Annotated in this window: 9 protein-coding genes and 4 tRNA genes; all 13 read right to left on the reverse strand. The window is 64.0% G+C overall.

Annotated elements, in window-relative coordinates; translation table 11 throughout:
• Window positions 1–621: an ATP-dependent Clp protease proteolytic subunit gene (locus tag DW661_RS07465; RefSeq protein WP_022095182.1), complete on the reverse strand. Its 621-nt coding sequence runs from the start codon at window positions 619–621 to the stop codon at window positions 1–3.
• Window positions 622–784: 163 nt separating this feature from the next.
• A complete protein-coding gene (gene tig, locus DW661_RS07470; protein ID WP_233547477.1) occupies window positions 785–2,086 on the reverse strand; it encodes a trigger factor in 1,302 nt (433 codons plus the stop codon).
• Window positions 2,087–2,174: 88 nt separating this feature from the next.
• A tRNA-Leu gene (locus tag DW661_RS07475) sits at window positions 2,175–2,258 on the reverse strand.
• Window positions 2,259–2,398: 140 nt separating this feature from the next.
• Window positions 2,399–5,230: a molybdopterin cofactor-binding domain-containing protein gene (locus DW661_RS07480; protein WP_118935254.1), complete on the reverse strand. Its 2,832-nt coding sequence runs from the start codon at window positions 5,228–5,230 to the stop codon at window positions 2,399–2,401.
• Window positions 5,230–6,132 (reverse strand): xanthine dehydrogenase family protein subunit M, encoded by a 903-nt coding sequence (locus tag DW661_RS07485; RefSeq protein ID WP_199584869.1) that lies wholly within the window; start codon window positions 6,130–6,132, stop codon window positions 5,230–5,232. Before DW661_RS07485 ends, DW661_RS07480 begins: the two co-directional genes overlap by 1 nt.
• Window positions 6,133–6,266: 134 nt before the next feature.
• Window positions 6,267–7,622, reverse strand: coding sequence for an NADP-specific glutamate dehydrogenase (gene gdhA, locus DW661_RS07490; protein WP_118935258.1), 1,356 nt, complete (start codon window positions 7,620–7,622; stop codon window positions 6,267–6,269).
• A gap of 262 nt (window positions 7,623–7,884) precedes the next feature.
• Window positions 7,885–7,981 (reverse strand) — tRNA-Sec (locus tag DW661_RS10160).
• 72 nt (window positions 7,982–8,053) lie between these two features.
• Window positions 8,054–10,024 (reverse strand): selenocysteine-specific translation elongation factor, encoded by a 1,971-nt coding sequence (selB, locus tag DW661_RS07495; RefSeq protein WP_118267505.1) that lies wholly within the window; start codon window positions 10,022–10,024, stop codon window positions 8,054–8,056.
• Window positions 10,021–11,478 carry an L-seryl-tRNA(Sec) selenium transferase gene (gene selA / locus DW661_RS07500; RefSeq protein WP_117876828.1) on the reverse strand — a complete coding sequence of 486 codons (1,458 nt, stop codon included), beginning with the start codon at window positions 11,476–11,478 and terminating at the stop codon, window positions 10,021–10,023. Before selA ends, selB begins: the two co-directional genes overlap by 4 nt.
• A gap of 185 nt (window positions 11,479–11,663) precedes the next feature.
• Window positions 11,664–12,500: a formate/nitrite transporter family protein gene (locus DW661_RS07505; protein WP_118935260.1), complete on the reverse strand. Its 837-nt coding sequence runs from the start codon at window positions 12,498–12,500 to the stop codon at window positions 11,664–11,666.
• Between the two features lie 116 nt (window positions 12,501–12,616).
• Window positions 12,617–12,690 (reverse strand) — tRNA-Gly (locus DW661_RS07510).
• Between the two features lie 6 nt (window positions 12,691–12,696).
• Window positions 12,697–12,773 (reverse strand) — tRNA-Pro (locus DW661_RS07515).
• Between the two features lie 91 nt (window positions 12,774–12,864).
• Window positions 12,865–14,223 carry a branched-chain amino acid transport system II carrier protein gene (brnQ, locus tag DW661_RS07520; protein ID WP_117629431.1) on the reverse strand — a complete coding sequence of 453 codons (1,359 nt, stop codon included), beginning with the start codon at window positions 14,221–14,223 and terminating at the stop codon, window positions 12,865–12,867.
• Window positions 14,224–14,259: the final 36 nt, after the last annotated feature.

A 14,259-nucleotide genomic window follows, 5' to 3' on the forward strand; every position in this document is an offset into this window, starting at 1 on the left:
CTAGGCGTCCTTCGCGGCGAGATCGCGCGAGGTGACGATACGGTCGATCAGGCCGTAGTCGAGGGCCTCGGCAGCGGTCAGGTAGTTGTCGCGCTCGGTGTCGGCCTGGACCTTCTCGATCGGCTGGCCCGAGGCATCGGACAGGATCTGGTTGAGCTCGCGGCGGGTCTTCTTGATCTCCTCGGCCACGATCTCGATCTCGGTCTGCTGACCCTGGGCACCGCCGCTGGGCTGGTGAATCATGACCTTGGAGTGCGGCAGGCAGAAGCGCTTGCCCTTGGCGCCGGCCGAAAGCAGCACGGCGGCCATAGACGCGGCCATACCGACGCAAATGGTGGAGACCTGCGGCTTGATAAAGTTCATGGTGTCCAGAATCGCCAGGCCGGAGTAGACCTCGCCACCGGGGGAATTGATGTAGAGCGAGATATCCTTCTCGGCATCCTGGCTCTCAAGATGCAGCAGCTGGGCAACGACCAGGTTGGCGCTGACGGAGTTGATCTCCTCGCCCAAGAAGATGATGCGGTCGTTGAGCAGGCGCGAATAGATATCGTAGCTGCGCTCGCCGCGCGGTGTCTGCTCGATAACGTATGGCACGAGGGCGGAATCGAACTTAGCGATCATACGCATCTCCATTTCTCTCTTGCGGACCAAATTGGTTCTAGATAAACGTACGGTGCCCGCATGCTATGCATTGGCTGGCACCGTACGAAGCAACCGGATAACCGGTGTATAACTTTACCCCATCACGGGCACACGCATGCGCTCGTGGGCAATGTGGCGAGAATTACTCGGCGTCCTTGGCGGTCTCGTCGACCTCGGTCACCTTGGCGTTCTCGACCAGGTGGTCGACGACCTTGGAGCGACGGATGGACTCGCGGACGGCAGGCATGCGGCCATCGGCGATGAACTCGGCCTTGGAAGCCTCGACGTCCTTGACGCCGGCCTTCTCGAACTCGGCGTTGATGTCGTCCTCGGTGACCTCGATCTTGAGCTCGCGGGCGAGGGCGTCGAGAGCCAGGGACTCACGGGCAACGTCGTTGGCCTGCTTGTGCAGGTCGCCGATGAACTGCTCCATGGTCAGGCCAGAAGCGGGCAGCCAGGTGTCCAGGGTCATGCCGCGGGCAGCGAGGTTGGACAGGAAGTTCTGGCCAAGCTCCTCAAAGACGGACTGCTCGTAGTCGGCGTCCATCTCGTCGAGCTGCAGGCGCTCGGCGAGAGCGGAGACGCAACGGTTCTCCTTCTCGGCCGGGAGGCGGGAAGCCTTGTCCTGCTCGATCTCGATCTTGATGGCGTCGCGCATGGCGTCGATGCTGTCGAAGCCAAAGTCGGACTTGACGAGCTCGTCGGTGAGCTCGGGGGTGTTGCGGACCTTGATGCCCTTGACGGTGACCTCGACGGTGTGGGTCTCGGCCTCCTCGCCCTCCTCGACCTCGTCGGTCCAGGTGACGGTCTTGACGTCGTCGACGTTAGCGCCCATCAGGGCCTCGTTGAACTCGGCGGGGTTGCTGTCGCTGCCGGCGATGAGCATGCGGCCCTCGGCAGCGAAGTTGTCGGCGTTCTCGACGGCCTTGAGGTCGACGGTCACGTAGTCGTCAGCCTCGACGGCACGACCCTCAACGTCCTCGAAGGTGGCACGGTAGTTGAGGAGCATCTCGACCTGGTTGTTGATCTCGGACTCGGTGACCTCCGCGGGAGGCATCTCGATCTCGACGGCGTCGAAGGAGGAGAGCTCGGCAGCAGGACGCAGGGAGAACTCGACGGTGTAGGTGTAGTCCTCATGATCCTTGGCGAGGTCGAGCTCCTTGTAGTCACCGTTCTTGGTGGGGACGATGTCCAGCTCGTTGAGGACAGCGGGCTCGTTGGCGGCGATCAGGTCGTTGGTAGCCTGGGCGAGGGTAGCCTCGGCACCCAGGGCGGAATCGATGACCGGACGGGGAGCCTTGCCGGCGCGGAAGCCCGGGAAACGGTACTTCTTGGCGGTGTCCTTGTAGGCCTTCTTGATCGCGGCGTCGACGTCGGCGGCCGGGATGGTGACCGTAGCGGTGAGCCTGGCGTCCTTGACGTCAGAAGCGGTGATGTTCAACACGTTCCTCCTCATACTGCCCAGCTTATCTGAGGTGCTGGTACCTTTATGCAACAAAGAGTCGCGACGGCGGGAGCCGACGCAGATGCGTTGGTGCGGGCGAAAGGACTCGAACCTTCACGGGAATCCCACCAGAACCTAAATCTGGCGCGTCTACCAATTCCGCCACGCCCGCATGAGCGCACAGACTAGGAATGATAGCAGATACGAACGGCAAGCGCACGCACACCTTTTACAGGCTCACGACCTCACCACGAGTGCAAAAGGCGGGGCGAGTTGCCCCACCCCGCCAATTACGACTTATTCGCTGACCCGCTACTCCCCCAGCAGGGCCTTCTCGGGCGTGATGGGCAGCGAGCGGACCTGGTGGCCGGTGGCGTGTGCCACGGCCGAGGCCACGGCGGCGAGCGGCGTGTTGATGACGACCTCGCCGATCGATTTGGCGCCAAACGGGCCCGTCGGCTCATAGCTCGGCTCAAAGGCCACGCGGATGCTGCCGATATCCAGGCGCGTGGGCAGCTTGTAGCTCATAAAGTTGCCGGTACGCAGACGGCCGCGGTCGTCGTGCTCGACAATCTCGTAGAGCGCGTGACCGATACCCTGGGCAATGCCGCCCTCGGCCTGGACGCGCGCGAGCGCCTCGTTGATCACGGTGCCGCAGTCGACGGCCGCGGCGTAATCCACCACGGTCACCTTGCCGGTTGCCTTGTCGACCTCGACCTCGGCAATGCCGGCCATAAACGGCGGGGGCGAAACGGGCAGGCTGGCAGAGGCATGCGAGGTCAGCGCGTCGCCGCCCTCGATGTTCTTAACGCACAGGTTGGCAAAGTCGCGCAGCGTGAGGTAGCGACCGCGCTCGCGGGCGGCGCGCTCGTCGGACAGGCGCACGTACTGGCCATCAAAGACCACATCGGCGGCATCCACGTCCCACATCTGGGCGGCCTTGGCGCAAATCTTCTTGCGCAGCTCGGTCGCGGCATTCTTGGCGGCCAGGCCCGTCACGTACGTACCCGAGCTCGCGTACGAGCCGGCGTCGAAGGGCGATACATCGGTATCCACGCCACGAACCACAATGAGAGAGCTCTCCACACCCAGCTCCTCGGCGGCAATCTGCGCCAGGATCGTGTCGACGCCCATGCCGTTATCGGTGGCGCCGGTACCGATGGTAATGAAGCCGTCCTCTTCCAGGCGCATGTCGATGCCGGCGATGTCCACGTTGGAAATACCCGAGCCCTGCATGGTGAGCGCGCAGCCCAGGGCGCGCACGCGGTCGCCCAGGTCCACGGCCAGCGGCTTGTCGCGCCAACCGATCATGTCCATCGCGCGCAGCAGGCAGCGGTCGAGCGCGCAGGCGTTGAGCTTTTCGTTGTAGTACTGCGGCATGACCTCGCCCTCGCGCACGATGTTCTTAAGGCGCAGGTCGGCGGGGTCCATGTGCAGCATGTCGGCGAGCTCGTTGACGGCACTCTCCACGGCAAACTGGCCCTGGGTGGCACCGTAGCCGCGATACGCGCCGCCGCGGTTGGTGTTGGTGTAGACGGCGTCCCACCTAAAGCGGCTCGCCTTCACATGGTTGTAGATGGGCAGGCTCTTATGGCCCGAAAGCCCGATCGTCGTGGTGGCGTGCTCGCCGTACGCGCCCGCGTTGGACAGCGTGTGCAAGTCGATGGCCGTGATGGTGCCGTCGTTCATGGCGCCCAGCTTAACGGTCATCTGCATCTGGTGGCGCGAGTTACCCGCGGTGATAGTCTCCTCGCGGGTGTAGCAGCAGTAGCTCGGACGGCCAGTCTGCTGGGTCACGAACGCAACGAAGATCTCGCAGCAGCCCGTCTGCTTGGAGCCAAAGCCGCCGCCGATGCGCGGTTTAATGACCTGCACCTGCGACTGCGGAATGTCGAGCGACTGCGCGACCATGCGGCGCACGTGGAAGGGCACCTGCGTGGAGGTGGTCACCGAGATGCGGCCGAACGCGTCGGTCGTCGCGAAGGCACGGAAGGTCTCCATGGGCGCAGTCTGCGTGGCCTGGCTAGTGTAGGTGCGGGTGAAGACGATGTCGCTCTGGGCAAACGCCTCGTCAAGGTCGCCATAATCGCTGGTACCGCTGCACACCAGGTTGCGAGCAACGTCGCCGCCCTGCGGGAACATAAAGGTCACGTCGCCCTCGGGGTGAACCACGATGTCGTTATCGAGTGCCTGGGTAAAGTCGAGCAAGGGCTCGAGCACCTCATAGTCGACCTTGATGAGCTTGAGCGCCTTGTCGGCGGCCTCCTCGGTCTCGGCAGCGACGATCGCCACCTCCTCGTTTTGGTAACGCACGAGGTTCTCGAGAATCAGGCGGTCGTAGGGACTCGGCTGCGGATAGCTCTGGCCGGCGATGGTAAAGCGGCGCTTGGGCACATCCTCGTAGGTGTAAACGCCCACCACGCCGGGCACCTTCAGGGCGCGCGACGTATCGATGGAGCGGATCTTGGCGCGCGCATACGGGCTGCGCTTGAGCTTAACGATGAGCGCACCGGCGGGCACCATATCGCCCGTGTAGACGGGACGGCCCTCAAGCAGGGCCTTCGAGTCCTTCTTGGGCTGCTTGTGGGTAATCTGCTTGTAGGAGACGCCGTCAGAGCTGGTGTCGTTGACCGGCAGCTCGGGCATCTCGAAGCCCACCTGCACGCCGGACTCGTTAAGGAAGCGGACGATGGCGCGCAGCTGGCTCTCGTAGCCGCTGCAGCGGCAGAGGTTGCCGGCGAGCTGGCGCGAGAGTTCCTCGCGCGTAGCGACGAGGCTCGGGTCCTCCTTGGCGGCGCGGGCGAGCGCCAGCACGTTCATGATGAGGCCGGGGGCGCAAAAACCGCACTGCTCAGCGCCTTCGGCAGCCATCGCGCGGGCGAGTGCCTCGGATTCGGCCTTAAGGCCCTCAAGCGTGGTGATGGTGTGGCCCTCTACACGGGCGGCGGGAACCGAGCAGCTCAGCACCGGGTCGCCGTCGAGCCACACCGTGCACAGACCGCAGTTGGTGGTCTCGCAGGCGCAGCGCACCGACGCGCAGCCCTGCTCACGCAAAAGCGAAAAGAGCATGGTGTCGGGGGCAATCTGAACCTTGACCTTGCGGCCGTTGAGCGTAAAGGAAAGATCGATGAGTTTGGCAGCCATTAGCGCACCTCGCTAGAATCGACGCCGGGCACGCGGCGGCAGGAATACTCGTCCGTGGCAAACTTAGGAATCTGCACGCCCTCGAGCTCGCGGGCAAGCGCGGCCGAAAGCTCGATGCCGGCGGCGCGGCGCACGGCCTGGACGGCAAGCGGTGCCGAGATGCGACGGCGGTACTCGGCCGAGCCCCACAGGTTGGTGCCGTAGCTCAGCGCGCGCACGGACGCGGCCAGGGCGCGCAGCTCGTCCTCGGAGGGCTGCTCGCCGACAAGGCCGCACGCCTCGCCCTGCAGCAGGGTCGCGCGCAGCGGACGGGCGCCCACGGTAACATGCCAGCTGTTGTCCCACCAGGCGGCGGTAACGTTTAAGGAGGGGAAGTCGGTCGCGGCCTTGCGCACGGCCTCATAGCTCGCGCGGTAGTCGTGCTTAACGACCACGACGTGCTCGATCACGTCGCGCACGTAGCCCATGTCCACGAACTCGGCGAGCGGCACGCGGCCGGCACCCGTCAGCTCAACATACGAATCGAGCGCCAAAAAGGCCGAGAGCACGTCCGAGAAACCGAAGCGACCGTAGATGCTGCCGCCCACCGTGGCGGTGTTGCGCAGCTGAACGCCCACGATGTCGTGGACGGCGAACTCAAAGACATGGTTGACAAGCGCGTTGAGCTCGGCATGGCGCTCGAGCTGGCGCAGGGTGCACATGGCACCGATGCGAAACTCGGTCTCGGTCTCCTCGATCTGATCGAGTCCGCAGGCCGAAAGGTCAATCGCCGTCGCCACACGACGCGAACCCAGGCGCATCCAGATGCCGCCGCCCACAATCCTGTTGTTGCGGTTCTTCTGCAAGAGCTCATAGGCTTCGGCCGCGTTTCCAACACGGACGTAGGTACCGAACTTGAGCACGTTCTCCCCCATCTCTTCACTTGTCCAGTACTTCTAAGTGTACCAAAGGAGGGCGCACAGCCCTCGCCACCATAGAAAAAGGCTCCCAACCGGAATGGCTGGGAGCCTTCTGCGATGCTATATCGAGCGAAGATTTAGCAGACGCCCTGGGCGAGCATGGCGTCGGCGACCTTCAGGAAGCCGGCGATGTTGGCGCCCATGACAAAGTTGCCCTCCTGGCCATACTCCTTGGCGGTGTCGTCCACGTTGTGGAACATGCCGCGCATGAGCTGCTCGAGCTTGCCGTCGACCTCCTCGAAGGTCCAGGACAGGTGCTCGGCGTTCTGGCTCATCTCGAGGCCGGACACGAGCACGCCGCCGGCGTTGGCAGCCTTACCGGGCATAAAGGCGACGCCGTTCTCCTGGAAGTAGGTCGTGGCCTCGATGGTCGTGGGCATGTTTGCGCCCTCGCCGACCACCTTGCAGCCGTTGGCGACGAGCGCCTGGGCGTCCTCGAACAGCAGCGTGTTCTCGCGAGCGCAGGGCAGCGCGATGTCGCAGGGCAGCTGCCACACGCCGCGGCCGTCGCCCTCGTGCCACACGGCGTTGGGCTTCTCGTCAACGTACATGGCGAGCGTGACGCCCTTGTCGTGGCCAGAGCGCTTCTGGTTGTAGACGTGCTCGAGCACGGAGTAGTCGATGCCGTCGGGATCCTCGACCCAGCCGTGGGTATCGGAGCAGGCCAGCACCTTGCCGCCGAGCTGGGAAACCTTCTGGACGGCGTAGATGGCAACGTTACCGGAGCCGTGAACGACGACGTTCTTGCCCTCGAAGGAGTCGCCGCGGCTCTTGAGGTACTCGTCCACAAAGTAGACCAGGCCGTAGCCAGTGGCCTCGGTACGGGCGAGCGAGCCGCCAAAGGAGAGGCCCTTGCCGGTGAGGACGCCGGTCCACTCGTTGGTCAGGCGCTTGTACTGACCGAACATGTAGGCAACCTCGCGGCCGCCAACGCCCAGGTCGCCGGCGGGAACGTCGGTGTTGGGGCCGATGTGACGATAGAGCTCGGTCATGAAGGACTGGCAGAAGTGCATGATCTCGTTGTTGGACTTGCCCTTGGGGTCAAAGTCGGAGCCGCCCTTGCCGCCGCCCATGGGAAGGGTGGTCAGGCTGTTCTTGAGGATCTGCTCCAGGCCCAGGAACTTAAGCATGCCCAGGGTGACCGTCGGATTAAAGCGCAGGCCGCCCTTGTAGGGTCCAATGGCAGAGTTGAACTCGACGCGGTAACCGCGGTTGACCTGAACCTTGCCCTGGTCGTCGACCCAGGGAACACGGAACATGACGATGCGCTCGGGCTCGACGAGGCGCTCAAGCAGGGCGGCCTCCTCGTACTCGGGGTGGGCGTCGAGCGCCGGCTGGATGGTGCCGAGGATCTCGGTCGCGGCCTGGATGAACTCAGGCTGCTCGGGATAGCGGGCCTTGAGCTCGTCGAGAACTTTCTGCGTGTAGCTCATGCTTCCTCCAATGATGGGAAAGAAAAGTGTCGGTCGCGGCACCCTATGCGCCGCGAGCTTTATCGAGTATGGATAATATCGCACTGTTGCCGCAAAGTTACGAATAAGACCGCGGGCGGATGTTTCATTTTGATTACGATGCAGGTAGATGCGTTTTTGAGCGCCTGACGTGCAAGTTGCGTGTTTCGAAGCTGTTTCCCGCACGTTTCAAAACCACCACAAAGGGGACAGGCACCTTTGTGGTGGTTTTGGCGAGATACGTTGGCGGGAACGTATGTGAATCGAACACATCCAAGACGTTTTGCACGCCTCGCAACGGTTTTGAGGACCGCGGGGCCCACCGGAGCCCATCCGTTCCCAAGCGTGGCGGTATTTTACCAAACCGAACAGCCCGCAACTGCAAGGAGGACCAGGGCAGCGATGCAAAGCCCCTAACGCAGCGATCTTAGGCCGCCGGCATCCTTGTCGAGTGCGGTAAAGCGCACGGCATCCAGGTGCTCCAAGATGCTGATCGCTCGCTTGCGCGACACACCCAAGGCCTCGCGCAATACACTCGTGGTGGTAGCGCCGCCGGCAGCCTCGATAGCCGCAAAAACAACCTCACGCGCATGGGCCTCGGCGGCGGCGGACAAGGCAACGTCGTGCTCGACCTTAACGATCGAGTGGTTGAGCGAAAGCTCGCGCAGCGCACGCGTCATGGTGTCGCGATCGAGTTGCAACTGCTGTCCCAGCTCGGGCAGCGTCGGCGCGTCGAGGCCGGCCTCATCCAGCAGGGCCACAATGCGATGGCTAGCCTCGCGCACCACGCGTAACGCCGCAGCGGCGGAATGCGAGTCGAAGACCTCGGCACCGTCGATGGCGCAGATGCCGCGCGCACAGCCCTCGAGGATGAGCGCGGAGGCGACATCTTCGCCCGCTTTCGGCCAGGCGACATGCACAACCTCGCCCGGCGTGAAACCCGTCTGCTTGGGCGCGGCCTCATGCATGGCGGCAAGCGTGTCGGCGAGCGCGGTGAGGGCGGCATCGAGCACGGCGGGGGCGGCATAGAGCTCCTCGGTCGAGTGCTCCGGATGAAGGGCGACCGCATCGCCCGACGCCACCGCGGCGAGCAGGAGCCTTACGGCCTCGGCACCGGAAAGATCGATCGCACGGGCGACATCGGCTGCCGGCACGGGCAGGCGCTGGATACCGAGCCACGCGGCGACGGTCGATGCGAGGTCGCCCGCATCGAGAGCCGCGAGAAGCGAGCGCTCAGCATCCGTGAGCTCGCGCGAGCGGCGGCACTGCGAAAGCAGCACGCGTCCGCCGCCGATAAGCACCACCGGCGAGAACGCGAGCACGATGAGGCCGTCGCCCGAGCGCACGGGAAGACGCTCCTCCAGGCGGACCTGTACGATGCGGGTCTCGCCGGCCTCAATGGGTCCCTCGCCCTCCATGAGCATGATGCGCCCGATGACCTCGGCCGTGCCCGCCATCACGTGGACGCGCGCGCCGGACTCGAAGGGCACGGGCTTGGCGCCCTCGCGCCCCAGATAGGTGAAGCGCGCGATAAGCCTAAGCGTCGAGCCCTCGGCGCTCGGTCCGCAGACGACCTCGCCGCGGGGCAGGACATCGACCCCGTCGCCCACGATGTTGAGGGCGACGCGCTGGCCGGGAAGCGCGCGCGGCGTGTCGCCGTGCACCTGAATCGCGCGCACGCGACAGCGCACGCCCGCCGGGCTCGAGACAAGCTCGTCGCCCACCATGATGGGGGCGTCGTGAAGCGTTCCCGTGACGACGGTGCCCGAGCCCTTGATGGAAAAGCAGCGGTCGATGGGCAGACGCGGGGCCAAGCCGGGGCGCTCGGAGCGCTCGGCGGATTCAGCCAGAAACGCGTCGATCGCGGCATCGATCGCCCCGCGCACGTCCTCGACGCCCTCGCCCGTGCGCGACGACACGGGGACCACGGGGGCATCGGAGAACACGGTGCCCGAAAGGAAATCCATCACATCGAGCTCGGCGAGCTCCGCCGTCTCGTCGTCGGCCAGGTCGCGCATGGTGAGCGCGACGACCATGCGCGTCACGCCCAACAACTCGAGAACGTGCACGTGCTCGCGCGTCTGCAGCATCACGCCCTCAACGGCAGAAACCACCAGCACTGCCACGTCGATGCCCGTGGCGCCCTGCACCATCGCGCGCAGGTAGTGCGCATGACCGGGCACATCGACCAGGCCGACAATCTTGCCGCTCGGCAGCGCCAACTCTCCAAAACCGAGCTCCGTGGTCATACCGCGGCGCTTCTCGACCTCCAGACGGTCGGGATTTTTTCCGGTCAGCGCCTCGATGAGGGCCGACTTTCCATGGTCAACGTGTCCCGCCGTTCCAACGACAACGGGACATTCGACAAGCTCACGCGCCGTCATCGACGCAAACCCGCCCGCACGGCATCCGTCAACGCAGACGCACACAGGTCAAGGTCGGTATCGTGCAAAAGCGTGCGGACGTCAAACAGCACCTGGTCGCGCTGCACGCGCGTCACAACCGGCGTATCGGGTTCTTGAACCATGGCGCGCTTTAGGCCATCGGCGGACAGGCGCCCATCGGCGGGACAGACGGCAACGCAAAATGTTGGGAGCTCGACGGTCGGCAGCGAGCCGCCGCCGGGGGCAGAGGCGCCCTCGACAACCTGCAATTCCACCGCCTCCTCGCACTGAGCCTCGCGAAGTTTACGCAGCATGCGGTCGCGCAGGCGCTTGGCCTGACGCTCGAGCGGAGCCGGCGCGCCGGATAGCATGTTGAGCACCGGAATCTCCCGATGTGCCGTATCGGAACCGGCCACATACAGGCGCAGGGTGGCCTCGAGGGCCGCGAGCGTGAGCTTGCCGGGGCGAAGCGCGCGCATCAGCGGATGCGAGGCACAAGTGGCAATCGCCTGGTCGCTGCCGAGAATAATGCCCGCCTGCGAAGCACCGAGTAGCTTGTCGCCCGAGCACGAGACAAGGTCAGCGCCGGCGCAAAGCGAGGCGGACGTGGACTTCTCCCCCGCATCGGCGAGCACCCCGTCTGCAAGCAAAGCACCCGAGCCTTGGTCCTCGTAAAGCAAAAGCCCGTGCTCATGCGCCAGCGCAGAAAGCTCCGCCACGGAAACCTCCTCGTGGAAGCCCTCGATGCGGTAGTTGGAAGGATGAACCTTCAGGATCATCGCCGTGTTGGGCGTGATGGCGCTTCGATAATCATCCAGATGCGTGCGGTTGGTCGAGCCCACCTCGACAAGCTTGGCGCCCGAGGCCGCCATGATGTCGGGAATGCGGAAGCTACCGCCCACCTCGACCAGCTCGCCGCGACTCACGATGACCTCTTTGCCGCACGCATGCGCGGCAAGCACCAGCAGCACCGCCGCGGCGTTATTGTTGACGACCAGGGCGTCCTGCGCCCCCGTGAGCGTGCGCAGCAGACGCGCGGCATGCTCTTTGCGGCCCCCGCGAGCGCAGGTTGAGACGTCATACTCAAGCGTGCTGTAGCCGCGAGCGACATCGGTCACCGCCCGCACCGCCGCGGGCGCGAGCGGAGCGCGGCCCAGGTTGGTGTGAATCACAACGCCCGTCGCGTTAACGGCAGGGCGCAGGGTCGGCAGCGACAGGCGGTGGCACCGCCGCTCGATAGCCAAGGCGAGCTCGCGCTTATTCCTAGCGGGGGCGCCAGAGCGAATCGCCGCGCGCTCGGCATCGAGCTCGGCGTCAATCGCCTCGCGCACCAACGTGTCGCCCGCATCGCCGGCAGCCTTCATGACCGGCCACTCGGCCAGCAGCTCGTGCACGGCGGGAATGGAGCGCAGGCGGTCGCGCACCTCGGCAGGCATGGATTCGCAGTCGCTCATGGAAAGCCCTTCGACATAATCAATAAAAAGCAGGCCCCTCTTGGTCGTCATCGGCCAAAATGTGACGACGCGAATACAAAAGGGACAGGTCCATTATGGCAGCTCGCGACAAGACGGCGAAGCGCCTCGTCCAAAACCTGCCAAAATAAACCTGTCCCTTTTTGGTCGGTTATGGGTTGGGTCCTTTAGGACTCTTTGTTGGCGTAGATAAACCAGTAGCCCAGCGCCACGATCAGGGCGCCACCTACGATATTGCCCAGCGTGGCGACCGAAAGGTTGAGCGCCAACCCGGCGGCGTTGAGGGCATCGGCGCCGGCGACATCGGCTCCATAGCCGCACGCGTGCATCACGGCACCCATGGGCAAAAAGTACTTGTTGGCAACGCAGTGCTCAAAACCGCATGACACAAAGGCGGCGATAGGCAGCAGAATACCCACGACTTTATCGACCACGGTCTTGCCGGCGGTACCGATCCATACAGCCAGGCACACAAAGATGTTGCACAGAATGCCGCGGAAGAAGATGGTGACGGCGTCAATCGAAACCTTACCGGCGGCGACACTCACCATGGTGTTGGCAACGGCCTCGCCGTTGAGCTTATAAATAGCTGCCATGTAAACCAAAAAGACAACGAACAGCGCGCCGGCAAAGTTGCCGATCCACACAACGACCCAAGCCTTGAGCATCTGGACGAGCGTGATCTTTTTGCTCTTGAGCGCGCAGACCATAAGCGAGTTGCCGGTAAACAGTTCCGCGCCGCAAATGAGCACGAGCACCAGTCCCAGGCAAAAGCACAGGCCGCCCACAAAGCGCTGAGCGCCCCAGCCAAGGGACGCATCGCTCAGAAAGACCGTGAAGAACAGACCGCCGAAGGCGATGAACGCGCCGGCGAACATGGCGAGCAAAAATGCCTTCGAGGCAGGCAGACTGGCCTTGGTAACGCCGGCGGCCTCGGTCTTGGTCTCGATTGCGGCAGGCGCCAGGCAGTCGGGGATGGGGTATTCTGCCTTGAAATCTGCCATGTCAGTCACTTCTTTCCTAATCAGCAGGGACGAGCATTGCCAATGCAAAGGCCCCGCGTCGGACGGTCAAAACAAAACAGGTCAGAAGTAAACGTACCTCTGACCTGCAAATTACTTGGAGCGGGCGACGGGAATCGAACCCGCGTCATCAGCTTGGAAGGCTGGGGTTCTACCATTGAACTACGCCCGCAAGATATGGTCGGGACGACAGGATTTGAACCTGCGACATCCTGCTCCCAAAGCAGGCGCGCTACCAAACTGCGCCACGTCCCGAAGGTGTTGAGCAGCTAAGGTCTAAACCTTGCGTGTCCCAAAGCGAAGGAAATTATAGGGGAGACTCCCCGCCTGTGCAAGCGACGATACCCTAGCTCCTCGAATGTGCGACAAACCGGCTGTGGAGCAGGCCAATCACAAACGCCACCACGGCAACCGGCGCCCATGCGGCTCCAATGTCGGCCAGCGGCAGCGCATCGAACGGCAGCCACACGCCTGCAAAGAACGCGTCGCGGATCGAGGTGATCACGCTCTGCACCGCGACAACGCCGCCGACCCAGACCCACACCTGCGGATGCGCGTCGCAAAAACCGTGCACTAGGCCCATAAGCACCAGAACAATTGCAACAGGGTACAGGGCGTTGAGCATGGGCACCGAGAACATGAGGATCACGTCGAGACCCACGTTTGAGAGCACGCACGAAAACGCCGCGAACACAAAGGCGAGTATCGCAAAGGGACGGCGCATGGCCTCCTCGGAAGCCTCTGCTCCCCCTTCGACCACATACGTCTCGCAGAAGTAACGCGAGCAGCAGCTGATGAGACCGATGCATACGTTCATGCAGGCGAGGAAGAAGATCGCAAAGACCACGACCGTGCCGGCAAGGCCAAAGTGCATGGAGGCCGAGCGGGCGAGGATGGCGGCTCCGTTGGTGGCATCGGGCATCACGGTGCTCAGCTGCGTGCCGGCAAGCGCCAGACCGCAGTAGATGATGGCCATGAGCACACCAGCGATCACGCCGGAGCGCGAAATCTCGAAGGCCACGCGCTTGTCGTCGGTAACGCCCAGCTCGTGGATGGTCTCGGCGATGATGATGCCAAAGGCGAGCGACGCGAGCAGGTCCATGGTCTGATAACCGGTCAAAAAGCCCTGCACGGCGGCACCGGCATCGTAAGGAGCCTGCGGCGCGGCAGCGGAACCCAGCGGCGAGACCACGGCAGCGCCCACGACCAATACGATAAGGGCGATGAGCGCGGGGCCCGTAATGCGGCCGAGCACGCGCGTAATGACACCCGGGCGCAGCGTGAGCACAAAGGCGACGGCAAAGAAGGCGACGGCAAACACCAGGCGGGCCGTGCCGAGCGAGACACCCTCGGGCAGCAGCGGCACCAGCATCTCGAAGGCCGTGGAACTGGTACGCGGAATGGCCAGACACGGACCGATAGCCAGATACACCGCCGCGACAAAAAACTCGCCAAACTTGGGGTGCACACGACCGGCAAGCTCGCGCGCCGTTCCGGCAAGTGCCACGGCGATAAAGCCCATGACGGGAAGGCCGATGGCGGCAATCAGAAAGCCGAGCATGGCGAGCGGCGTGGCAGAGCCCGCCTGCAGCGCCAGCAGCGGCGGAATAATGAGGTTGCCGGCGCCAAAGAGCATCGAGAACAGGGCGATGCCGACGGTGAGGACATGGTCGGAGCGCAGACCGCGCGGGGCGGATGATGCCATAGGACCACCTTTCGGGTCGAAACAAAACGGGACGGG

Origin of the sequence: Collinsella sp. AM24-1, from assembly GCF_003470325.1 — a bacterium.
GTDB lineage: Bacteria > Actinomycetota > Coriobacteriia > Coriobacteriales > Coriobacteriaceae > Collinsella.

Coding starts and splice junctions, on each gene's coding strand:
- DW661_RS07465 (WP_022095182.1), bottom strand. CDS start 621: ATGATCGCTAAGTTCGATTCCGCCCTCGTGCCATACGTTATCGAGCAG.
- DW661_RS07480 (WP_118935254.1), bottom strand. CDS start 5,230: ATGGCTGCCAAACTCATCGATCTTTCCTTTACGCTCAACGGCCGCAAG.
- gdhA (WP_118935258.1), bottom strand. CDS start 7,622: ATGAGCTACACGCAGAAAGTTCTCGACGAGCTCAAGGCCCGCTATCCC.
- selB (WP_118267505.1), bottom strand. CDS start 10,024: ATGACGGCGCGTGAGCTTGTCGAATGTCCCGTTGTCGTTGGAACGGCG.
- selA (WP_117876828.1), bottom strand. CDS start 11,478: ATGAGCGACTGCGAATCCATGCCTGCCGAGGTGCGCGACCGCCTGCGC.
- DW661_RS07505 (WP_118935260.1), bottom strand. CDS start 12,500: ATGGCAGATTTCAAGGCAGAATACCCCATCCCCGACTGCCTGGCGCCT.
- brnQ (WP_117629431.1), bottom strand. CDS start 14,223: ATGGCATCATCCGCCCCGCGCGGTCTGCGCTCCGACCATGTCCTCACC.